Origin of the sequence: Streptomyces sp. NPDC058525, from assembly GCF_042719495.1 — a bacterium.
In the GTDB taxonomy this organism is placed as follows: domain Bacteria; phylum Actinomycetota; class Actinomycetes; order Streptomycetales; family Streptomycetaceae; genus Streptomyces.
The window spans coordinates 47,780-69,095 of sequence record NZ_JBHXNP010000043.1; the positions used below are offsets into that span (position 1 = coordinate 47,780).

16 protein-coding genes are annotated in these 21,316 nt (G+C 70.0%); 8 read left to right on the plus strand and 8 right to left on the minus strand.

Translation table 11 applies throughout. The features are described 5' to 3' along the window. Positions 1-9: 9 nt before the first annotated feature. On the minus strand, positions 10-1,866 hold the full coding sequence (locus ACFWP3_RS20955) for a hypothetical protein (protein ID WP_384223123.1): 1,857 nt from the start codon (positions 1,864-1,866) through the stop codon (positions 10-12). A gap of 110 nt (positions 1,867-1,976) precedes the next feature. Here ACFWP3_RS20955 and ACFWP3_RS20960 point away from each other — a divergent pair, with 110 nt between their 5' ends. Then, a complete protein-coding gene (locus ACFWP3_RS20960; protein WP_384223126.1) occupies positions 1,977-2,288 on the plus strand; it encodes a hypothetical protein in 312 nt (103 codons plus the stop codon). Positions 2,289-2,448: 160 nt separating this feature from the next. Here ACFWP3_RS20960 and ACFWP3_RS20965 read toward each other — a convergent pair whose 3' ends face one another. Beyond that, positions 2,449-3,240: a hypothetical protein gene (locus ACFWP3_RS20965; protein WP_384223128.1), complete on the minus strand. Its 792-nt coding sequence runs from the start codon at positions 3,238-3,240 to the stop codon at positions 2,449-2,451. Positions 3,241-4,005: 765 nt separating this feature from the next. Then, positions 4,006-4,542 (minus strand): hypothetical protein, encoded by a 537-nt coding sequence (locus ACFWP3_RS20970; protein WP_384223130.1) that lies wholly within the window; start codon positions 4,540-4,542, stop codon positions 4,006-4,008. A gap of 568 nt (positions 4,543-5,110) precedes the next feature. On the opposite strand from ACFWP3_RS20970, the gene ACFWP3_RS20975 reads away from it, so the two are divergent. After that, positions 5,111-5,233, plus strand: a complete 123-nt coding sequence (locus ACFWP3_RS20975) for a hypothetical protein (RefSeq protein ID WP_384223133.1) — start codon at positions 5,111-5,113, stop codon at positions 5,231-5,233. Positions 5,234-5,877: 644 nt separating this feature from the next. Here ACFWP3_RS20975 and ACFWP3_RS20980 read toward each other — a convergent pair. Further along, a complete protein-coding gene (locus ACFWP3_RS20980) occupies positions 5,878-6,234 on the minus strand; it encodes a hypothetical protein (protein WP_384223135.1) in 357 nt (118 codons plus the stop codon). A 293-nt stretch (positions 6,235-6,527) separates the two neighbouring features. Here ACFWP3_RS20980 and ACFWP3_RS20985 point away from each other — a divergent pair, with 293 nt between their 5' ends. The 3 genes from ACFWP3_RS20985 (at position 6,528) to ACFWP3_RS20995 (ending at position 9,821) form a co-directional block, all read left to right on the plus strand. After that, complete coding sequence (locus ACFWP3_RS20985; RefSeq protein ID WP_384223137.1) at positions 6,528-7,235, plus strand: DUF6585 family protein; 708 nt, start codon at positions 6,528-6,530, stop codon at positions 7,233-7,235. 10 nt (positions 7,236-7,245) lie between these two features. Then, positions 7,246-9,186, plus strand: coding sequence for an MFS transporter (locus tag ACFWP3_RS20990; RefSeq protein ID WP_384223140.1), 1,941 nt, complete (start codon positions 7,246-7,248; stop codon positions 9,184-9,186). A gap of 422 nt (positions 9,187-9,608) precedes the next feature. Further along, positions 9,609-9,821 carry a helix-turn-helix domain-containing protein gene (locus tag ACFWP3_RS20995; RefSeq protein WP_384223142.1) on the plus strand — a complete coding sequence of 71 codons (213 nt, stop codon included), beginning with the start codon at positions 9,609-9,611 and terminating at the stop codon, positions 9,819-9,821. Positions 9,822-10,076: 255 nt separating this feature from the next. Here ACFWP3_RS20995 and ACFWP3_RS21000 read toward each other — a convergent pair whose 3' ends face one another. Continuing rightward, positions 10,077-10,334, minus strand: coding sequence for a hypothetical protein (locus ACFWP3_RS21000; protein WP_384223145.1), 258 nt, complete (start codon positions 10,332-10,334; stop codon positions 10,077-10,079). 366 nt (positions 10,335-10,700) lie between these two features. Between ACFWP3_RS21000 and ACFWP3_RS21005 the strand changes: the two genes are divergently transcribed. Further along, positions 10,701-11,021, plus strand: a complete 321-nt coding sequence (locus tag ACFWP3_RS21005; protein ID WP_384223147.1) for a hypothetical protein — start codon at positions 10,701-10,703, stop codon at positions 11,019-11,021. A 204-nt stretch (positions 11,022-11,225) separates the two neighbouring features. Here ACFWP3_RS21005 and ACFWP3_RS21010 read toward each other — a convergent pair whose 3' ends face one another. From ACFWP3_RS21010 to ACFWP3_RS21020, 3 genes are read right to left on the minus strand one after another with little or no spacing between them, the layout of a single operon-like run. Then, on the minus strand, positions 11,226-11,738 hold the full coding sequence (locus tag ACFWP3_RS21010; RefSeq protein WP_384223149.1) for a hypothetical protein: 513 nt from the start codon (positions 11,736-11,738) through the stop codon (positions 11,226-11,228). A gap of 2 nt (positions 11,739-11,740) precedes the next feature. Continuing rightward, positions 11,741-12,733, minus strand: coding sequence for a hypothetical protein (locus ACFWP3_RS21015; protein ID WP_384223152.1), 993 nt, complete (start codon positions 12,731-12,733; stop codon positions 11,741-11,743). Positions 12,734-12,754: 21 nt separating this feature from the next. Further along, the gene (locus ACFWP3_RS21020; RefSeq protein WP_384223155.1) at positions 12,755-13,258 is read right to left on the minus strand and encodes a hypothetical protein; all 504 of its coding nucleotides are present in this window, start codon (positions 13,256-13,258) and stop codon (positions 12,755-12,757) included. 1,225 nt (positions 13,259-14,483) lie between these two features. Here ACFWP3_RS21020 and ACFWP3_RS21025 point away from each other — a divergent pair. Both ACFWP3_RS21025 and ACFWP3_RS21030 read left to right on the plus strand, forming a co-directional pair. Next, a complete protein-coding gene (locus tag ACFWP3_RS21025) occupies positions 14,484-20,711 on the plus strand; it encodes an RHS repeat-associated core domain-containing protein (protein ID WP_384223157.1) in 6,228 nt (2,075 codons plus the stop codon). 5 nt (positions 20,712-20,716) lie between these two features. Then, positions 20,717-21,220, plus strand: a complete 504-nt coding sequence (locus tag ACFWP3_RS21030) for a hypothetical protein (protein WP_384223160.1) — start codon at positions 20,717-20,719, stop codon at positions 21,218-21,220. Positions 21,221-21,316: the final 96 nt, after the last annotated feature.

The window sequence follows — 21,316 nt, forward strand, 5'->3', positions numbered from 1 at the left end:
CCGGATTCGCTAGTCCCGCCCCCCGCTCGCTCCGTCCAGCGCGGTGAGGGACGTACCGCTGTGCAGGTGGGCGGTCAGGACGGGCGGCGCGGCGCCGGGCGGGGCGGCAGGTGCGGCGAACGTACGGCCCGTGGCGCGGGCGCGGACCGAGCCGGACGCGGTGATCTCGGCCACCTCACGACTGCCGGCGGCCAGCTGGTAGGCGCGGCCGGACGGGGCTCGCCAGACGGCGCCCGCGAGCACGTGCTGCCCGAAGCGGCCGCACGCAGCGGTCTCCGGCACCCTGGCCGCCGTCACCGGTTCGCCGCCGGGAGGCCGGACGCTGACCGTCACGTCACCCCGGCCGGTCCAGTGCGTTGCCCGGACGCATGACCACAGTGCCTGACCGGCTCCTTCCGGCAGGTCGGCACGCGAGAAGTCCCACAGATTGACGGACCGGACCGCTTGCCCGTCCACCTCCCGCAGTACGCAGGCCTCTCGGCCCCAGCGCTCCAGAGCAGCCTTGCCAGTGGCCTCGCGGGGCTGGCGGACATGTACCGCCCCGGCGGCCTCCGGCAGCGGCGTGTACGTCAGGTGCACCGGCATCAGGCCTCCCAGATCGGCGAGGAGGAACGCGTGCTTCTCCACGATCCGCGCCGATGACGCCATCTCCAGCGCGGGTTCCATTCCACAGCCCGCTCCGCTCCCGACCTGCGACGTGACGGTGCCGTCGGCGCCGATCGGCAGCGGACGCGGCGGAGTTGCGGGTGCGCCCAAGTCGCGGACCGCGGCGGTGGCGATCCACGGCGCCAGCAACTGCACCACCGGTCCGGCTTCGGCGTTGCCACTGCCGCGCCGGAGGACGAGCGAGGCCGCGGTCGTGACGTTCGCGTCGTCCGTCCGGGCGAAGTCCAGACTCCGGGCAGTGCCATGCTCCGTGTAGCGAACGAGCCTGCGGTCGGCGTCCAGGAGCACTACGACGGAGACACCTTTCCCCGGCTGCCCGGCGTACAGCAACTGTGGTGATTGCAGGGGCGGTCGGGTCGCCGTGGCGGGTGCGGCGGTGATGGCGGTGCCGGCGGGTGGCGTGCCCCAGGTGGCGAGGGCACGGGTGAGCAGTGCCCGGTCAGCCGTGCGGCCCCCGCGGGCAGGCCAGGCCGTGAAGTCCAAGCGGCCGGTGTCGGACCACACCCGGCCGGGCACCCGTACCAGCCGCCCCGGGTCGAGGGCGGCCAGGGCGGCGGGCGCACCGGCTTTCGGAACCGGCGCAGGAGCCCCGCCGCCCCCGGACGCCGTGGCCACGGCCGCGCACAGCGCCAGTGCGCCGAGCCCCGCCCAGCCGGTCCGCACCCGGGTCCGGCGCAGAAGCAGGTCTGCGGGGCGGGTGTGCACGTGCCCGGGATACATGACCGCGTCCCGATCGCCGCCCGCCGCGGCCTGCGGAACGACGGCGACACCGCCACGTACCGCCCCCACCGGATCCGGAGCCCCGGCCGAGGCCAGGATCCGGGCCGCAGTCTCCTCGGACAGGCCTTCCCACCGGCACAGCACGTGCGCGGCCCGCGCGAAGGCGGACAGCGCGGCCAGGTCCTGGGATGCCTCGTCCAGACCCTCGGCGCTGGGCCAGATCCGCAGCCCCCAGACACCCACCCACGGAGGCAACGGCAGCATCCGCCCGGCCGCCCGCCGCACCACTTCCGTACGCAGTGCGTCGAGCGGGTCCTCGCCCCGGGCGGCCCGCCGGCTGGCCGGGTACAGCGACTGCTGCACCGCGCGGTGGGCGCGTAGCACGCGCGTGTGCCGGCCGAGCTTGGCCGGAAGCGTCAGATAGGCAAGGCGCATCCAGCGCGGGTAGCGCTCGACGACGACGGCCTCGACTTGCCGCACAGCCGTCCCGCCGTGGTGTCGTTGTCCCACACCACACCCAACGAAACGATCATGAGATGGTCACACGGCTCCGCACACGTACTGGCATTCGCCAGCCGCCCGCCGGGCACGTGACAACTTCGGCGGAGCAGGGCACCTGGCCGGCGCCGCAGATGACCGACGGCAGTACAGGGTGTGCCGGGACGGAGGAAGCCCCCGATCTCAGCCCCGACCAGATCGGCGACGGTCTGACGGCGGTCGTGTCGGTGAAACATGACCGGCCCGAGTTCACGGGTTCCACACGCGGCGTGCTGGACGGCGACGCAGTGCGCACCAGCGTCGCCGATGCCGTACGGGAACATCTCGGCACCTGGCTGGACGGGCACCCAGAGCAGGCCGCGGCCATCGTCGGCCGCATCGTCCAAGGCGCCCGCCAGAACTAAGCAGCCGAACCGCCCCTGCCGGGTACGTCCGTCGCTGCCCGCCCATCCACCGAAGCCGGACGATAGCGACAAGCTGACGCCCACGTGATGCTGTCTGAGTGCCCGACAGAGTCTGGGGGCGGGCGTGGTGCAGGCGGGTGTCGTGGGAGGGCGGCTGTGGTCAGTGCGTGGCGGTGTTGCGGAGGGTGAGGGTGGTCTTGGCGGCGGCTGCGAGGTCGGCTTCCCGGACGAACCGTACGGCGGCGAAGGTGGTGGCGTCGCTCCACGCACACACGGCCTGGTCACCGACGGTGCCTTGGGAGAGGCCGCAGCTGAGGCGCCCGCCGTGGGGCCCCGCCTCGAAGCCGGTCACCTCGCGGGCCTTGGCGCCGGCGAAGAAGTTGATGAACTCCTGCGAGATCGAGTCCCTCGCCTTCTCCTCATACAGCTTGGGGTCCCACTGCACGCTGCGGACGAGGACGACGAGCTCGAGGTTCTCATCCCCGCCCCTGTCGTAGTACCCCACTTTCGTACCCTCGGGCAGCTTCTTGCGCCCGGCCATGACCTCGGCTGCCGTCCGCTCCTCGGCCGCGCCGGTCATCAGCCGGTAGTCCGCGAAACCGTCCGGCAAGGCGATGGAGCGCGGTGCGCTGGCGTCCGTGTTGGCCGGATCGGCCGGCACGGCCGCAGCCGCAGTGGCCTCGGAGGCTCGGGGCTCGGGGTTGTAGGAGACCGTGGCCTGCACCCCGGCGACGGCGGCGATCAGCACGGTGGCGCCGATGACGATCAGGCGGCGCTGGGATTCGGTCCGGGCGGTTTCGGCGGGGTCACCGCCAGGCGGCGTTGAGGGAGCGCGCCAGGTGCCGGTCAGTTTCCAGAGCAGCACGATGCCGATGAGGGCGACAGACAGGACTCCGGTCACCTGGCCGAGGGCGAAGCTTTGCGAGGTGGTGTCCACGGACGAGGTGAGCATGCCGAGCATCGTACGTGCGATCGAAGGACGTTTGGATCACGATTTCGACAATACCTGCACGTCAGCATGCCTGCCCTGCGGCCAGGAGCCACTCACGCACCTGAGTGCCACGAACCTGGAAGGGCTGTTTTCGGCGAGATCGATCAAGGATTGCTGAGACAGGACCGCCGTTGTCAGTGGCGGGTTCTGCGATCCGGCCTGGCTCATACCGAACTCGCTGATGACTTGATCCGCTAGCAGAAGCGCTCCGACTCGGCCTGGGCGCAGCTCCGCGCTGTCCAGGACCGGTGTGGCCCGCCTTCTCGGGACAGAGGCGGGTCCGAGGCGGCAAGGACCCGCAGGTCTGGCCGGAGGAATAGCAGCCGCCGGGCGACAGGCCCGCCCGTTCGGCAGCGGCCACCGGGCCCTGCCGCGGCTTGCAGGTCCGTGCCCTGGCCACCTTCTACACGGCCATCGGTCTCCCCTCCCCCCCCGCACTCCCTACCCGCTCGGCGTATCAGCACGTGCCGTCGTCGGCGGACGCGTTCGTGTGGCTGCGGCTGTACCAGGAGGAGGCGTGACGGGCAGGGGTGCCGCGGGGGCCGGGGCGGTGGGTGTGGTGGATGCTCCGTTTCGGCCGTTGAGCTACCACGTGGCGCGGGCTATGTTCGGCCCGGCCAACCGGTTGCTGGGATCGAACCAGATGCGCAGGGGTCACGAAACCGAAAAACAGTCAACCGGGGATGCCCGCGTACGGTGACATTGCCGCAAGGATCACCTGACGCCTCACCGATCGAGGACTGATTCCAGCGCTTGCTTTGCCTCAACGATGGGTTCCCCAACACCGGGAATGGCTTTGATCAGGCTGGCGAAGAGATCGTCAATGATCTTGAGCACCTTGGCCAGGAGCTTGCGAGCACGCCTCCATCGGGCTCGGCGCCCTGGATCTGACTCGCCGGGCGGATCCGCAGCGTCGAAGGCCGCGGCGTCCTCTGCCTCGGGCTCCTCAGGGGAACCAGCTTGCTGAGCAAGCCGCCATGCTCCATCAGCACGGTCCCAGGCCCAGTCGATGACGGTGAGCTTCAGCGCCAATTGCTGCCCCAACAGACCGACACGGTCGAGAGCCTCTTCGATGTCAGGCGGTTGCAGGGCTGCAACTACCTCCTCGAAGGCGCGGCGGTCATCGAGGTCCCGGAGCGCGGCCTGAAACCCTGGCCGAAGAGGCTCAGGGACAAGCGGACTGCGGCTATCAACGACCTCGTACATGAGCTCTCTGAGGGCCATCACCCTGCCGGCGATGGCTTGCCGTTCTTCCACCGACATGAGAGATCTCCCTCGAAGTCGCTCTTAGTGACCGATTTATAACAGTATGAGGGAATTGAGGGGGGCGCATCTCAAGGCCGCTAGTTCAGAACAGCCGGGTTCTTTGTCACGTACCGCAGTGGGAACGGCGTCCATGCAGAATCTGCGCCATGGCGGACGCGGCAGCGCTGTACGCGCTGATCGGGGCAGTCGGTGGGGCAGTCTTTGGTGCAGGGGGCGCAGTACTTGGGCCATTGCTGCTGCACCGACTGCAGGCGGCAGAGCGGCGGGAGGCGTTGCTACGGCAGGAGGGGCGGGAACGTGCGCAACAGCGTCGCGAGGAGGATCTCCTGCAGCGTCAACAGCAGTTCGAGCTACGGGTGGCCGAACTGGACAGACAGGCAGCTGCGGAGCGAGAGCACGGCTCTCGAGACACGTGCCCGACAGATAGCCGCGACAGAACGCTTGACCCGCATGCGCGCGACCACGCGGGCATGGCATGTGCTCATTCTGGACACCTTCGGCGCGTTGCGTCGCGGCCGGCATGTTGACCCTGAGGCGTTCTCCGAGGCGTGGCACGCTGCCAGGGATGCCGTCAACGAGGCCTTCGGAGACCAAGCTGCGCCACCTCAATGTCGCCCGCGAATCGCTCGCCGCGCACATCGTTGGCCGGCTGGCCGGGCTCGGCGTGGAGGTGCAAACTCCTCGTTGAGCCGGCGGTGCACCAACAGGAAGGCCTCGGCTCCGGCCTTGTCGGCCAGTCGACGGAGCAGGGCGCGGATCCCCGGCGCCCGCGCGGCCGGCCTGTCCTGGACCAGCCACCGGACCGACACCGCACTCGACCACGCCTGTACCCACCCCGACGCCGGCGGTGTGCTCCTCCTGTGGCACGTCCCGCCCGAGGGCCCGGCGACACGTGACTCCCCCACTGAGGGCATCGCTTCACGTAGCGTCACGCACCTGACCTGCGAAGAAGCCTTGCCCACGGAGGCGGTGGCGGCCGACTATTCGAGCATGAGACCCGAAGTGCAGGCGTTCGTTTCTGACGGCCCGCTCCCTGACTGGGACGCGAGCGAAGAGGAAATCTGCCGGCGTGATCAGCAGCTCCGCCAGATCGCGGGGCCGGTCACTGGGGAAGAGGCTCAGGCTCTCGTCTCCTGTTTCGGCCCCGACGACTGCTACGGCATGGCCTGGAGCTTGCTGCATCTCATCGAGACGGGCCCTACCCCGTGCTGTCCGGCAGGCCCGCTCCTGGCAACGAGTGGCATCAGCGGCTCTACGACCGCGCGAACAACGGCTGACCCGCGCCGCTCAGGCACGCCGCGCGCTGACCGGCTGGGGCTGGGGCTGTGGGTGTCAGCGTCGCAGGAGTGTGCGGGCGGCTTGCAGGGCGTCGTGGGTGTCGGTGTGGACGGGGAGGGTGGGCTGGTTGGCTTTGATGAGGTAGCGGGCCGCGGCGGGTGGTGTGGCGACGGTCATGGGCAGACCGTTGTCGGTGCAGTGGCGGTGCACGCGCAGGACCACAGAGACGGTCGCTGCGGTGGCGGCTGCGGCTGCGGCGGTGACGCTGAGGACGAGGCCGGCGGGCTTGTGTTCCTCGAGCAGGAGATTGATGTCGCGGACCAGGGCGGCGCGCTGTTCGGTGGTGACGGGCTCGTGGATGGTGATGACGAGCATGTTGTCCGACACGTGCAGACTGCTGCCCAGGACCATGGTGTGCCTCCCCGGCTCACGGAGGGGAGCCCCGCCGGCTCCGTGCCAGGGAGAACCGGCCGCCGGGCCGGGAGTAACGATTCACGGCCGTCGACGTTGACGCCCTGCACCGGCCGGGCCGCGCCGTCGCGAGACCGCGGTGGGGGCGTCGGGACGCGGGTTGGCACTGCGGGCTGCCGGATGTGGGCAGGGAAGGATCGATACTGGGCAATCGATACTGGGCAATCCCTGCCAGCGTCTTGGATGTTTGTTCTACCTTGGGATCTCCGTTGTCTATCCCGGGGGATCGCCACATGGCCAAGGACGAGATCGAGCACATCCGCACCGAGCGGCCGACCGCGTCCGCCGCTGCTCTCGCCGCCCAGAATGGCTTGGGTGACTGGGTTGACACGCTGGCGACGAAGCAGGGCTTCGGGTGGAAGAAGTGGCGGGACTGGAGGCTCTACTTCTTCAAGGGCGGTCTGATCGTGACGGCGCCGGACGGCTACACGGCCGCGTACGACTGGCAGACCGTGCGCGTCCTTCAGTACCGCACCACCGTCAACGGCGGTGCATCAGACGCTTGCTCGACGCTGATCGACCCGGCTGGGAACGCGCTGAACATAGGGTTCGGCAGGCCCCCCTTGTTCAAGTCCGACAAGACGGCTCTCGGAATCACCTCGTGGGTGAACGGCGCCGGGTTCCTCTATCCGCACATGTGGGGTGACCACATCCAGGAGTGTGTAACCCGCGCCCAGTTAGCCGGGACGGTCGCGCGCATCCAGCAGGGCGAGAGGGTCAACTTCGGCCCCTATACGGCCGACCAGCACGGCGTTTCGGACAAGAAGTACTCGGTCGCCTGGCCAGAGATCACCGAATTCGGCCTCCACTCCGGCACCCTGATGTTCAACGGCTCGCAGAGGCGGTCGACGGCTCCGGAGATGGCGAAAGTGTTCCAGATTCCCAATCTCGACCTCTTCATGAGGCTGTGCCGCCATCTGAGCCCGAACCTGAAGGGTTGACCCCGCCGCCGTGGAACAGCTGACGGGGCAAGACCCCACGCACATCGGCCCGTACCGTCTGATCGCCCGCCTAGGCGCGGGTGGGATGGGCCTGGTCTACCTGGGCCGCTCCGACCTGGGACGCACGGTCGCCGTCAAGGTCGTCCAGGCCCAACACGCCGAGCACGCCGAGTTCCGCAGGCGGTTCGCCCGCGAGGTGGCCGCGGCCCGGCGGGTGGGCGGAGCCTGGACGGCCGACGTCCTGGACGCCGACACCGAGGCCGCCGTGCCGTGGGTGGCGACCCAGTACATACCGGGGCCCGACCTGACCACCGTCGTGGGCCAGGACTTCGGGCCATTGCCCGAGCAGTCGGTCCGTACCCTCGCCAACCGGCTCGCCCTCGCCCTGCAAGCCGTACACGGGGCGGGTCTCATCCATCGCGATCTGAAACCGTCCAACGTCCTGGTCACCGTGGACGGCCCCCGCGTCATCGACTTCGGCATCGCGCGGGCGATGGACAGCCTGACCGGGGACAGCCTGCACACCCGCACCGGCATGCTGATCGGCTCGCCCGGCTTCATGTCCCCAGAGCAGGTACGAGGACTCGAACTCACCCCGGCGTCGGACGTGTTCTGCCTCGGTGCGCTCCTCGTCTACGCCTCCACCGGCCGCCTCCTGTTCGGCGCCGCCGACTCCGGCCTGAACGCCCACCTCTTCCGGATCGCCGAGGAGGAGCCGGACCTGACCGGCGTACCGGACAGCCTTGTCGATCTCGTACGCACCTGCCTGCACAAGGACCCGGCCAAGCGGCCCACCCCCCAGGAAGTGGCGGCCCGCACGGCGACCGAGCAGGCCGGTGAGTGGCTGCCGGGGGCGGTACTGGCCTGGATCGGCCGCCGCGCCGCCCATCTGCTGGACTACGCCCCCGCTCCACCCGCCGCTGCACCCGCCGCTGCACCCGCCGCGCGGCCAGACCCCCGAATCCTCCCTGCCCAGCCTCCGACCCCGCCGCCCGCCTACGCCCCGACAGCCCCCGCGCACTCCGGGGCCGAGCCCGCCTTCGGCGCATCCCCGACCCCGCCGCCCGGCGTCTGGGGCGCACCCACGTCACCGGCCGGCCTCCCGGACCCGCCGGCCCCGCATCCCAGGCGCTGGTGGGGCCTGCTGGTCCTCGCTCTGGCGCAGTGGGTCGTGCTCTTCGATGCCGCGTCTCCGTTCGACGTGTCGAGGTGGTGGGACGTCGCCGAGTCCGTCTATGTGCTCGCCTTCCTCGGGCTGTTGCTGTTCGGCGCTCGCATCGTGGACCGCGTGGGCCGCAAACGGATGCTGATCATCAGCCTGGTGGGTTTCGCGATTGCCACCGCAGTCAGCGGCAGCATGGACCATGCCAGCGCATTGGACGTGATCTGGGGCCTACAGGGCGCCTTCGCCGCGCTGGTCTCCTCGTCCGTACCGGGCCTGGTATCCATGTCCTTCACCGAACCAAGGGAACGCCGCAAGGCCTTCGGAATCTACGTCGCGGTCGCGGGCAGCGGCCCAGCCCTCGGCTCGTTGCTACACGGGGCGCCCCACCTGGACGTGAGCGGGCAATGGCTCCTGTACGCCAGCATCCCTTTCGCCGTGATCGCCGTAACCGGAGTGGCAGCCCTGGTGCAGGACCACCCCGGCAGCACCGGCGCTCGCTTCGACCTGCCCGGCGTGCTGCTGGGCTCCGGCGGCATCGCCGCCCTCGTCTACGGCGTCAGCCTGGACACCCTGCACATCGTGGATATATGGGGAGCGCTCAGTCTGCTGGCCCTCGGCGGCATTCTGGTCGCGGCCTTCGTATGGCGGCAGACCAGGACGGCCGGCACACTCGCTGCGCCATCCGGCATCACCGCGCAGGCCCCCGTCGGGTACTTCCTCACGGTGGCCCTGGCCAACGTCGGCGCCGTAGCCCTGCTCATGGCCCTGGGGTGGTACCACCACTGATTGCCCGGGGGCAGATCCTCGGCGGGCCGGGCAACCGGTCAGAGGGCGGCGCGGGCCTGGTCGGCGCCGATGCGAAGCGCGAATTCGCGAACCGCCACGGCCATCAGCTCCTCGGGGGTGACCTGCTGCCCCTCGGGACCACGGTGGGCGGGGAGCTGAGCGGCACCGCGGGGCCACGATGGCTTCCCGCGCGGCGTCCTCGCCCGGCGCGGGCCGGCGGCCGAAGGGGCTCTGCTGGCCGGGCAGCGCGCCGATGACCGAGGGCCCTTGGTGTGGTGGTAGCCGTACACAACGAGGTCATCATCCCCGTCATCTGCCCCGGCAGGGTCCCGACGCGCTGCACCGCGGCCCGGCCGCTGGCAGCCCTGACCGCCGTGCGCGATCATGGAAGTATCCCCAGCCAGTCCGGGAGGAACCATCTCATGCCGAACAAGACACCGGCCCGACGGCTCACGTCAGGCCCCGAACGCGACAAGCTCGCAAGCGAACTCAAGACGAAGTATGAGCACGGCGAATCCATCCGCGCGCTGGCCAAGGAGACAGGCCGCTCCTACGGCGGCGTACACCGCCTGCTCGAGGACGCGGGAGCCACCTTCCGCTCCCGGGGCGGAGCCACCCGCCACCCCGGGGCCTGACTCTCCGCAGGCCTGAAGGTGGTTCACGGAGGGGAGCCGGGCCGGGCCGCCCGCCGTGGCGAACTCGGGGTCCCGACAGCGCTGCCGGCACCGGTGGTCTCACCTGTGACACGCCCGGTACTACGCGCGGCCGCCGCATCACGGACGCGGTGGCCGGGGCTCTGCCGGGGCCCGCTCTTTGCTTGCGGTACGGGGCGCGTGGGCCGGAGCTGTCCTCGCTGCACATCAGGCACCGATCGATCTGACAGTGACGGTCTAATCGCCGGAGAAGGCGATCCGCAGGTCTCGGTCGCTACGGCATCGTCGGCCCCAGGCCAGCAGCACCGCGACGACCTCGTGCTCGCTGCTCCCCAGGCGGGCGAGATCCGCACCTTCCAGTTCCCGCACCATCCGGTCCACTGCCTCACCGCGCAGTGTGGTGTCCCCGTACGGATCAATGCGGGCCAGACTCGGAACTCTGTGCCGGCCGAGCCGCTCAACGGCCATCCAGAAGTCATCGTTGTCGTCGACCAACCGCTCCAACATCCCTGCTGGTGGCCGGGGCCCAGCCTTTCGCCCTGTCCGGGACACAGAGCCCCCTCGACGAAGCTCCATGACGAATGCCATCCCTGCCCCTTTCACGCCCGGCGCGCCTCACCACACCCAGGCCGATTCTCCGTGATTCGAAGGAAAGGAACGGTCTAGCAGTGCTTCGTTGGGTTCTGGTTCTGCTGGTCGGCAGGGGACGGCCGCAGGTGGTGCAGGTGCCGGTCCAGCAGCGCAAGAGCGGGAAGCCGCGATGGAAGGGCGGCCCTGCCCAAGGGCTGCGTTCAGGGCCGGGTTGCGGTGGCTGAGAGCCAGGTCGCAGCTCTCCTCGCATGCGACGGCACCGAAAACCCCTTGGTCGGCAAGATCCCGACGGACGCCGAGATGCACGTCGCGGCATCGGGCGACTCCGACTCCGGGGCCTACTTCTCGTTCGGTGGGAACGGCCGCGCGAACCCGCCGATCGATTTCAGCGGCCCCTACGGCGAGATCACGCGCTACGAACGGCTCACGGCGGTCGCAGACGACACCAGGCACCCGCAGTACGTCGTTGATGGCCATGTCGGGCACCGGGCCGGTCAGCCCGTCGTTCTGGCCAGCAACAGCCATGCACGGCCCCTGGCTTTCCACGTCACCGCAGGCCAGGCGGGTGACGCACCAGCTTCCAGGCCGTGATGGCCGGCGTCCGCGTTCCGCGGAGCGGACGCGGGAGACCGCGTACGCCACCACGCCTGCCTGGCCCAGCTCCTGGCAGCCGGTGCGCGCCTGACGTCATCGTTCCCGGGGTGACCCCAGGCGATCCGTTCGACAGGGGACACAGTCCTGCCGGGCCCGGAGGCCAGCGGCACCCTTGCGGGGACACGGAAAGGTATAGCGAGGTCAGCCCTCGCCGGACGTCCGCCGCAGCTCGATCCGCAACGCCGCCAGGTCACGTACTCCCTGCACAATCACGTGCGTCACCACCGACTTGCGGGGGGATATCTCACCGCCGGAGTCCACCGTTCCCTCCCACAGTGAGTGCGCCCCCTCCCCGCGTGAGGAGTACACACTCAGGCGCATCTCGACCTGCCGCTGCGCATCACCGGGGTTGGTGAGCACGACAGGGACCTTCGCCAGGCGCATGTCCTCGTCCACCCATACCGCCACGTGGGCGGTGGCGACCGGCTCCCCACCTTCGCTGCCGGTGGCGACGTCACGCCCCAGGGCGGCGCGCTGCGAGCTGGTGAGGATGTCACCGACAGGCCGCTCCGCGGGCGCCGCGGAGGCAACCGTGAGGGGGTCGCTGAGCTCGGCTTCCATGCTTCTGGCGAACGTCACCCCGCCCCACACCGTGCCGCCGGCGATCAGGCCGCCAATGAGCAGAACCGCTCCCACGCCTTTGTAACGGGCCACGATCAGCCTCCCATTCTCTTGCCGGCCTCGTTGACGGCGGCCTCGTTCTTGGTCTTGAACGAATCAAGGACGGGCCGCTGTTCATCGATGATCGTCGCTTGAATCTTCGATTCCTCGGCGAACCAGGTTCCGACCAAGCCGGTCTCGGCCTTACAGTCGATCTCCGCAAGGGCCAGATCGATCTCCGGCCGGCCGGCGGGGGCGCCTTCGGGGCGGGTGATGGCGCGGGCGGCTACGAACGGGTCCTTGTAGCCGGGATGGCCCTTGCCGGTCATGCAGGCCGACCAGTGCTCGAACGCGGCGGCGACGGCGGGGGTCTTCATCGACTCGGTGAAGCTGGTGCCGTTCAGCTCAGAGATTCGAGTCAGTTCGTCGGCGGTGGGGGCATTGATCTCCTGATCGGCCCATCCGCCGCAGCCGCGTTCGTGGATCTTCTTGCCGTTGTAGCTCTCGCGGGCCTTCTCGCGGGCTTCCAAGGGCAGGGGCGGCGCTGTCTTCCCGATCTGCCCGGTGGGTGCCTTGCGGCCGGTGAGGACTTCGATCTCTATCGCGTCGAGCCCCGGGGTCTGCTGCGTTGTTCGGGGCTTCTCGCTCCCGGGCAGGCCGTAGCCGTAGGTGGCGGCGGTCTCGCGGTCGGTGAGCCCGTAGCGGCGCTCCATGTTGGCGTCGTTCTCAGTCGGCGAGGGGTTCAGACCGGACGCGGGGAGTTGTACGTCAAGCCCGTAGGTCTTCATGCACTTCTGGGCGAGCAGGCGCTTGCCGTTGCCGATGGCCACGGTGTCGGCGTAGTCCTGCATATACGTTTCCAGCGGCAGGTTCAGACCCTTTGCCAGGCCCCGCTCGGGTGCGAAGGGCGGGAAGGCCTTGGTGTCGGCGACCGGAGCGGGGGCGGCGGAGCCGGCCGCACGGGTCTGGGTTTCAGGGGTGGCGCACGCGGTCAGCAGCACGGCTGCAGCGGCCGCGAGTGCGAGGGCGGCGGGGGTTCGGGTGTTCATGGAAGGCAGGTCCTTCTTGGGTCAGGCGAAGTGCTGGGAGGCGTTGTTGTTCTTCAGCGCGGGGATCAGGTTGACCCAGTTGCAGCCCCAGCCGACGGCGCCGATGTACTGGGAGGTACCGCCGTAGCCGGAGTTGTAGTAGACGCGGTAGTTGTCCCCGCCGGCGCAGTTCTCGACGGACGCGGCGTTGTTCTTGACGTACTGGCCATGGCCGTTGGCGGCGCCGTCGAAGACGTAGCGGTAGGTGACCAGGGTGGAGCCCTGGTAACCGCTGGAGCCCTCGTAGTTGTTCACGTTGCCGTAGAACCGGGCCGCTGCCGACACGTACTTTCCGTCCTTAACCGCGAGTTCCTTGCTGTTGTAGAACAGCCACAGGTCGCCCTCGGTGCAGTTGATCCACGGGACGTCGCAGTTGTCGGAGACGGTGCCGGGGGCGGTGTGCGCGGCGGCAGGGGGGCTCATCAGGGACAGGGCTGCGGCGGTCACGGCCAGGGCTGTGCCGGCGCGGCGCGTCAGGTTCTTCATTCACGTGCCTTTCGTTGCAGAGGGCGCAGAAAGCAGAGGGCAGAGGGCAGCGGGCCGCACCTCGGGGAGGGATGCTGTTGGAGGGCGCGGCCCGCCGATTCTCGTTGTCCGTGCCCGGAAGGGTCAGAAGCGGACAACGAAGTTGCTGACGGTGCCGGTGTTACCGACTACGCCGTGGACGCGCAGTTTCCACCAGCCGTTGGCGGGATTGCGGAGAGGTCCACGGTGTGAATCTTGTTCAAGTCGTCGGCCCTGTTGATCTGCCCGAACGGCTGGGGCGGATGAACCGAGCCGTCAGGGGCGGCCAGGCCGGTCGTGAGGTTGGCCAGGTACTGGTGCCTGGCGTCCACGTAGAGCTCGAGGCTGCTCGGGGCAGCACCGACCAGGCCGTCTGCGTACGGTTCTTGGAGTCAGGCTCGGCCCCGTCGGGCTTGAGGGTGTACGCCTTACCGCCGGGGTACTCCGGCGCCGGACGCATGTTGCCGATCTTGGTGTGGGCAAGGTCCACCCACACCTGGGTCGGGCCGGCCGGGGGCCCGCCCGCGCATTCGCGGGTGAATTGATCTCATTCGCACTGTTCTGCATGTCCTTCGGTGTCAATCCGGCCTAAAGCCGGCTGCCCGGAGGACCCCAGCTCCGGTACGGCGCGAACAGTGGACCACGAGAACGATCAGTGGCACCCCGGTGTCTCACCGGACGCAGCATCCGGGCTGCCGACGCGCGCATACATACGCGTCAGGTGGTTTCGCGCAGCCCCGTATGCCCGGCGGGTGGACCGCCGGCCCACGAGCTGCAGGCATCACAGCGGCATCGGTTTCGGCCGGAACGGACGACCCTCGGCCATCATCCCGGCCCGGCCACCGCGCTCGACAGAGCGCGCACGAAGCTCCCCCGTGCACCGGGGGCCCTTCCCGCGCTCCCGGCGCTCACCGAAGGTTCACTGGGCGGCTGACCTGCGGAAACGTGACTCGCAAGTAGGCAAATCTTGAATAACGGTGGTGATCCGAACCGTCCCGCTATTGGGGGTACATCCCCTTATTCATCCTTTACTGGGCCTTAAGTTCCCCCATGGGTGACATCCGGACATGGGTCCCACCCGCACCATCACTCCTTTTCTGGGGGAACCTTGACAACCCGTAACACGGATGCGCCGTTCCGGCGTGCCTGCTCACCGCGCACCAGACCCGGCGGTCTGCGCAGCACCGCCGGCTCTCTGGCACTGATCATGGCGGTGTCCACACTCTTCGGAGCCGAGGCCGCTGTCGCGTCCGGTCCCGCACAGGCCGCCACCAAGGCGCCGAAGCCGCAGCCCGCGACCTCGGCCGCCGACATACCCTCCGCCCGGGTCGCCGCGCGGCTCTCCGGGATACGTGTGGAGGCACTCTCGGAACGCACCGAGTCCTCCACCACCTGGGTCAACAAGGACGGTTCGCTCACCACTGAGGTCGCGGCCGGACCGATCCGCTTCAAGGATCCCGCCACGGGGCAGTGGCGCGACGTCGACGTGAACCTCGCGGCCGGGCCCGACGGTTCGGTCGCCTCCAAGGCCCACCCGCAGGGCCTGCGCCTGTCCGGGAAGACGGCCTCGAAGGTGTCCTTCCTGAAGTCGGCCCCGCCGGCCGCGGCCGCGGCCGCGGCCGCGGACCTGGTGACGCTGGGCACCGGCGACGAGGCGATCACGCTCCAGTGGCGCGGCGGCCTGCCGGCCCCGAAGCTGGACGGCACCCGCGCCACGTACGAAGGCGCCGTACCGGGCGCGGACCTGATCGTCGAGGCGACCCGCACCGGCTTCGAGCAGTTCGTCGAGCTCAAGGCGAAGCCCGAGGCGGGCTTCGGCTACACGCTCCCGCTGAAGACCAAGGGCCTGAAGGTCGAGCAACAGCCCGACGGCAGCGTGCTGTTCACCGACAAGAAGTCGAAGAAGACCGCGTCGATGCCGGCCCCGGTCATGTGGGATTCGACCGTGGACGCCGCCTCCGGTGAGCACACCCGGCGGGCCAAGGTCGGCCTGAAGGTCGTCAAGACCAAGGACGGCGTCGACCTCGTCATCACCCCCGACGCCGCGTTCCTCGCCGACCCGGCGACGAAGTACCCCGTCACCGTCGACCCCTCCACCTCCTCGCTGGGCAACCTCTTCGACACCTACGTCCAGCAGGGCGAGACCGTCGACTGGTCCAACGACACCGAGCTGGACCTGGGCAACCCCGGCACCAAGAACGGCGACGGAACCTGGCGCACCGCCCGGTCCTTCATCACCTGGAACACCGCCCCGGTCGCCGACGCGCTGATCTCGGACGCCAAGCTGTCGCTGTGGAACTTCCACTCCGGCAACACCGACTGCACCAACCAGCCCTGGGAGGTGTGGACGGCGAACGGGCCCACCACCGCCTCCCGCTGGACCAACCAGCCGGCCATGGTCACCAAGATGGCCACCTCCACCGAGACCAAGGGCAACCCCGGCTGCGCCGCCCAGCCCGACGGCTGGATCAACGCCAACGTCACGAGCCTGGTCCAGCACTGGTCCAACAACAAGTGGGCGTTCTCCAGCATGGGCCTGCGGGCCACCGACGAGAACAACACCAAGCAGTGGAAGAGGGTCAACTCCTCCAACGCCGCCTCCAACGTCCCCAAGCTGACGGTCACCTACAACTACCGGCCGCGCACCGGCACCAAGCAGGAGGCCGGCCCGCCGTTCTTCTCCTACGGCGGCGCCTACACCGTCAACACCCTGACCCCCACCCTGCGCGACACCTTCGTCGACGCCAACGGCGACAAGGTCAACGGCACCTTCCAGATCTTCGACTCGGCGACCGACACCCAGGTGGGCAACGTCATCGTCTCGCCGTTCGTCGCTTCCGGCGAGGCCGCCTCGGTGACCGTTCCGGCCGGCGTGCTGGCCAACGGCAAGACGTACAAGTTCCGTTCCAACCCCTACGACGGAACCCACTACAACACCGGCTGGTCGGCGTGGAAGACCTTCACCGTCGACACCACCGCCCCCTCCGCCCCCACCGGGCTGACCTCGACGGACTACCCGTCCAACGCCTGGGTCAAGGGCGCCGGCCAGGCGGGCAACTTCACCGTCTCCCCGCCCGCCGGCACGGACCACCAGTGGCTCGAGTGGTCCCTGGACGGCGCCGAGTGGACGCGCGTGCCCACCGACGGCACCGCCGGCAGCCGGACCCTGTCCGTCACCCCGCCGTCGAACGGAAGCCACACCCTCCAGGTGCGCACCGTCGACAAGGCCGACAACGAGTCCGAGGCCGTCGAGTACGACTTCCACGCCGGACCGGGCGGCTTCGTCCAGCCCGCGGACGGCGAGCGTACGGCGCGACGGCTCCCGCTGACCGCCGAAGCGGACGGCGCCACCTTCACCGCGGCTTCCTTCTCCTGGCGCCGCTCCGAAGCCGACCCCTGGGTCCAGATCCCGCCGGGGCACGTCACCAACGGCGGCACGCCGCTCACGGCCTGGCCCGTGTCCATGACCGCGGGGCGCACCCCCGCACTGGTCTGGAACGCCACCGACACGGTCGACCCAGACGGCAGCGTCCAGATCAAGGCCGATTTCACCGGCCCGGCGAGCGCCACCGGCGCCACCCAGCCCCTCGCCGTGGTCGTCGACCGCAACGCGAGCGGCGCCGCCACCAGCCCGGTCGGTCCGGGCACGCTGAACCTGCTGACCGGCGACTACGAGGTGTCGGCCACCGACGTCTCCGCCTTCGGCATGTCCGTCTCCCGCACCACCTCCTCGCGCGACCCGCACAAGGGCGCCAAGCAGGAGGGCCAGGCCGCGATCTTCGGCCAGGAGTGGGCCTCCGGCACGGCGGCCGAGATCGTCCAGTCCGACTACTCGCACGTCGCGCGGGTCTCGGACACGGCCGTGGACGTCGTGACCACCTCGGGTGACGCGCTGCACTTCACCGCCAACGCGGCACGCAACGGCTGGGTCTCCGAGCCCGGCGCCGGCATGACCCTGACCGGCAGTGTCAGCGGCTCGTTCACGCTGACCGACGACGGCGGCACGGTCACCGAGTTCACCCGGGGCGACCCGGCGATGACCACCTGGCAGGTCTCCAGCACCCTGGTCAGCGGGGTCGAGAACTCGACCACCACCGTGGTCTCGGAAACGGTCACCGTCGACACCAAGAAGCTGGCCCGCCCCAAGCGGGTCATCGCCCCGACCTCCGCCGCGACCGCCTCGGCCTGCGCCACCACCCCGCAGACCAAGGGGTGCCGCTCGCTGGAGTTCGTCTACGCGACCGCCACCACCGCCACCGGGTACAGCACCTCCGCCGACTTCGGCGACTTCGCCGGCCAGGTGAAGGAGATCCGGCTGTGGTCCACCGAGCCCGGCGCCGGGAACGCCACCTCGAAGGTGGTCTCCACCTACCGCTACGACGCCGGCGGCAACCTCCGCCAGCAGTGGGACCCGAACCTGGCGCAGAGCACCCAGGCGCAGTACGCCTACGACACCGCGGACCGCGTCAACTGGCTCCAGACCAAGTCCGAACTGCCCTGGTCGTTCACCTACGGCCAGGCGGGATCCGCGCCCACCGCCGGTGACGGCATGCTCCTCAAGGCCTCCCGGTCCGGTCTGAAGCCGGGTACGGCGGCCGAGGAGCAGGGCGCCGCGGCCACCAGCGTGGTCTACGGCGTCCCGCTGACCGGCGCCGCGGCCCCGTACCCGATGGGCACGGCCGACGTGAAGACGTGGGGGCAGACCGGCGCACCCACCGACGCGACCGCGCTGTTCCCCGCCGACAGCGTCCCCTCGTCCCACTCCGGTTCGTCACTCGCCGCCTCCGCCTACACCCGGGCTGCGGTCACCTACCTGGGCGCCTCCGGACGGCCCGTCAACAGCGCGGCGCCCGGCGGACACATCACCGCCACCGAGTACGACCGGTACGGAAACACCGTCCGCGAGCTCTCGGCCGCCAACCGGGCCCTGGCCCTGGGCGCGAGCCCCGCGGACCAGGCCGCACAGGCCAATCTGGGCATCGGCCAGCTCACCAGCGCCGAGCGCGCCCACCAGCTGAGCACCACGACCACGTTCGACGCGGCCGGAGTGCGGGAGCTCGGCAAGCTCGGACCGCTGCGGCGCGTCGACCTGACCGCCGACCTGAAGAACGGCGCGACCCTGCTGGTTCCGGCCGGCACCTCGGTGACCGCCCGCGACCGGTCGGTCCTCGAATACGACGCCGGGCGGCCCACCGACGGCACCGCCAGGGTCAAGGACCAGGTCACCAAGGCCACCGTCGGCGCCCAGGTACGCGAGCACCCGACGGTGCTCGGCGAGCCCCGCGCCACCGAGACCGTGATCGACTGGGCCAGGGGCATGCCGGTCCGGACCGTCAGGGACCCCGGCGGCCTGGCCATCACGGAGACCACCGAGTACGACGCCAAGAACCGCGTCTCCAAGCAGCTCCTCCCCGGCGCGAACGGCAGCGACGCCGCCACCCGCGTCACCACGTACTGGTCGGCGACCGGCACCGGCGCCTGCCAGGGCCGCCCCGAGTGGGCCGACCTGGTCTGCTCGGTCGGTCCGGCGGGCGCGATCACCGGCGGCGGCACCAACCCGTCGCAGCTGCCGACCACCACCACCGAGTACAACTGGTGGGGCAGCCCGGCCAAGCGGATCGAGACGGCGAACGGGTCCACGCGGACCACCACCACCGAGTTCGACGCGGCCGGCCGGACGACCAAGGTCACCACGACCGGCGGCCCCGGCACGCCCGCTCCGGAGTCCACCACCGAGTACGACGCGGTCACCGGCCGGGCCGTCAAGAACACCTCGCCCACCGGCGGGACCATCGTCAAGCAGTTCGACAAGCTCGGCCGGACGATCTCCTACACGGATGCCGACGGCGGTGTCACCACCACCGAATACGACCTGCTCGACCGTCCGACCAAGGTCACGGACAACGTGCCGTCGACCGTCACCTTCACCTACGACCACGCCGCCGAACCCCGGGGCCTTCCCACGAAGACCACCGACTCGGTCGCCGGCGAGTTCCGGCCGACGTACGACGCGGCGGGCGCCGTCCGCAGCGAGAAGCTGCCCGGCGGGTACACGCTCCACATCAGCACGGACGCGGGCGGTGACGCCACGAAGCGCAGCTACGTGCGCGACAGCGACTCGGCCGTGGTCTACAGCGACACCGTGAACGAATCCGTCCACGGCCAGATCACCACCCACTCCGGCATCTCCGACCAGCGGTTCCGCTACGACACCGCGGGCCGCCTGGCCTCCGTCGAGGACACGGCGGACACCGTCTGCACCCGTCGCGGCTACACCTTCGACGGGCGTTCGAACCGCACGGGCCTGACCACGGCCGCCGGCGCCCCCGGCACCGACTGCCCGGCCACCGGCGGGACCACCACCTCCCACACCTACGACAGCGCCGACCGGATCGTCGACAGCGGCTACGCCTACGACGAGTTCGGGCGGACCACCACCGTCCCGGGCCACGGAACCGTCGCCTACTACAACAGCGACCGCACCCGCCAGCAGACCCTGTCCAACCAGCGGCAGACCTGGAGCCTCGACGCGGCCCAGCGCTACCGCGGGTGGACGAAGGAGTCGTACAACGGCTCGGCCTGGACCCAGACCGCGTCCCGCGTCAACCACTACGGCGACGACGCGGACAACCCGCGCTGGATCGTCGAGGACACCGCGACCGGTGCGCTGACCCGCAACGTCGTCTCCGCCGGCGGCCTGACCACGACCAGCAAGACGGGGGACGTCGTACTTCACCTGACGACGATCCAGGGCTCCGTCGCCGTCCAGCTCCCGCTGAACGCCGGCCAGCCGCCCGTGGTGCTGGACTCCGACGAGTACGGCAAGCCCCGCACGGGGCAGGCCGCGGCCCGCTACGGCTGGCTCGGCGGCCACCAGCGCTCTGCGGAGACGCCCAGCGGTCTGACCCTGATGGGCGCCCGTCTCTACAACCCGTCCACCGGCCGCTTCCTCTCCTCGGACCCGGTCTACGGCGGCAGCGCCAACGCGTACGAGTACGCCAACGCCGACCCGGTCAACCAGCAGGACCTGGACGGCCGGATCTCCAAGTCCTGGCGCAAGAAGATCATCGAGGCCAACGCGTGCATGTCGCTCGGATGGCGCGGCTGCGCCCTCGCCGCGGCGATTTCGGGCATGCTGCTCGCGACCTTCCGCAAGGGCCGGGTCAACAACGCGATCCGGCACTTCATGTGGCAGGCCAGCCTGACCTTCTTCTTCGGCGCGCGAGCGGCCAAGCGGCTGGGAGACGCGCACGAGTGGGGCCAGAGCGGTGACGACACCAAGATCGACCAGCACAACAACAACGTCGCCCGGCACTTCGCCGTGCGGAACGCTTGGAGCATGCTGAGGTGGTACTACTCGGGCCGGTTCTGGACGAACCTGTTCTTCTACGCGATCCACTACATCAACAAGGGCTACCTGAAGACGAGATGGTGAACCCTGTGATATCGGCACAATCATCGCGCCGCGGGCTGTATCTGGGCCTGGCCGCCACCCTCGGCCTCGCCCTGCTGGCCGGGTCGCTGTACGCGCTCTTCTACGGGTCGGAAGGCTCGTGCAAGGAGCCCAAGGCGGTCGAGCGCATGGCACAGGTCTCGGCCGCGGCGCCCGCCGCCCCGGCCGGTGCCGCGCGCGTGGCGGAGCGGGGCGGCACGGAGTGCATGGACGACAGCGGCGATCCCTGGGTCGCCGCGGACACCGCCTACACCCACGACCTGGACGCCGGGTCACTGGCCGCCCACTACTGGGACACCGCGGGCAAGGAGGGATGGAAGCCGGTCGGCACCCGGGCACAGGCCCCGGACAGGCTCCGGAGCGGCTTCGGCATGTGCTTCCAGAAGAAGGTGGCCGGCGAGCCGGCGCTGCTCCGGGTGGGGTCCGACGGGCCGACGGAGTACACCGTGACCGTGGAGTCCGCGCTGGACGGATCCACGATCTCCTGCTGAACCGCTGACAGTGCACCGAGGCGCGCGGCGGGCGCCCGGCCCCCCCGGCGCCTCTTTATCTCCACCGTCCCCACACCACAGGCAAAGCCACCATTT

Bases quoted from the DNA above. Each gene is read 5' to 3' on its own strand.
- ACFWP3_RS21025 (WP_384223157.1), top strand. From the start codon at position 14,484: ATGGCGGTGTCCACACTCTTCGGAGCCGAGGCCGCTGTCGCGTCCGGT.
- ACFWP3_RS20970 (WP_384223130.1), bottom strand. From the start codon at position 4,542: ATGTCGGTGGAAGAACGGCAAGCCATCGCCGGCAGGGTGATGGCCCTC.
- ACFWP3_RS20995 (WP_384223142.1), top strand. From the start codon at position 9,609: ATGCCGAACAAGACACCGGCCCGACGGCTCACGTCAGGCCCCGAACGC.
- ACFWP3_RS20980 (WP_384223135.1), bottom strand. From the start codon at position 6,234: ATGGTCCTGGGCAGCAGTCTGCACGTGTCGGACAACATGCTCGTCATC.
- ACFWP3_RS20965 (WP_384223128.1), bottom strand. From the start codon at position 3,240: ATGCTCACCTCGTCCGTGGACACCACCTCGCAAAGCTTCGCCCTCGGC.
- ACFWP3_RS20985 (WP_384223137.1), top strand. From the start codon at position 6,528: ATGGCCAAGGACGAGATCGAGCACATCCGCACCGAGCGGCCGACCGCG.
- ACFWP3_RS21015 (WP_384223152.1), bottom strand. From the start codon at position 12,733: ATGAACACCCGAACCCCCGCCGCCCTCGCACTCGCGGCCGCTGCAGCC.
- ACFWP3_RS20975 (WP_384223133.1), top strand. From the start codon at position 5,111: ATGCCGTCAACGAGGCCTTCGGAGACCAAGCTGCGCCACCTCAATGTC.
- ACFWP3_RS21020 (WP_384223155.1), bottom strand. From the start codon at position 13,258: ATGAAGAACCTGACGCGCCGCGCCGGCACAGCCCTGGCCGTGACCGCC.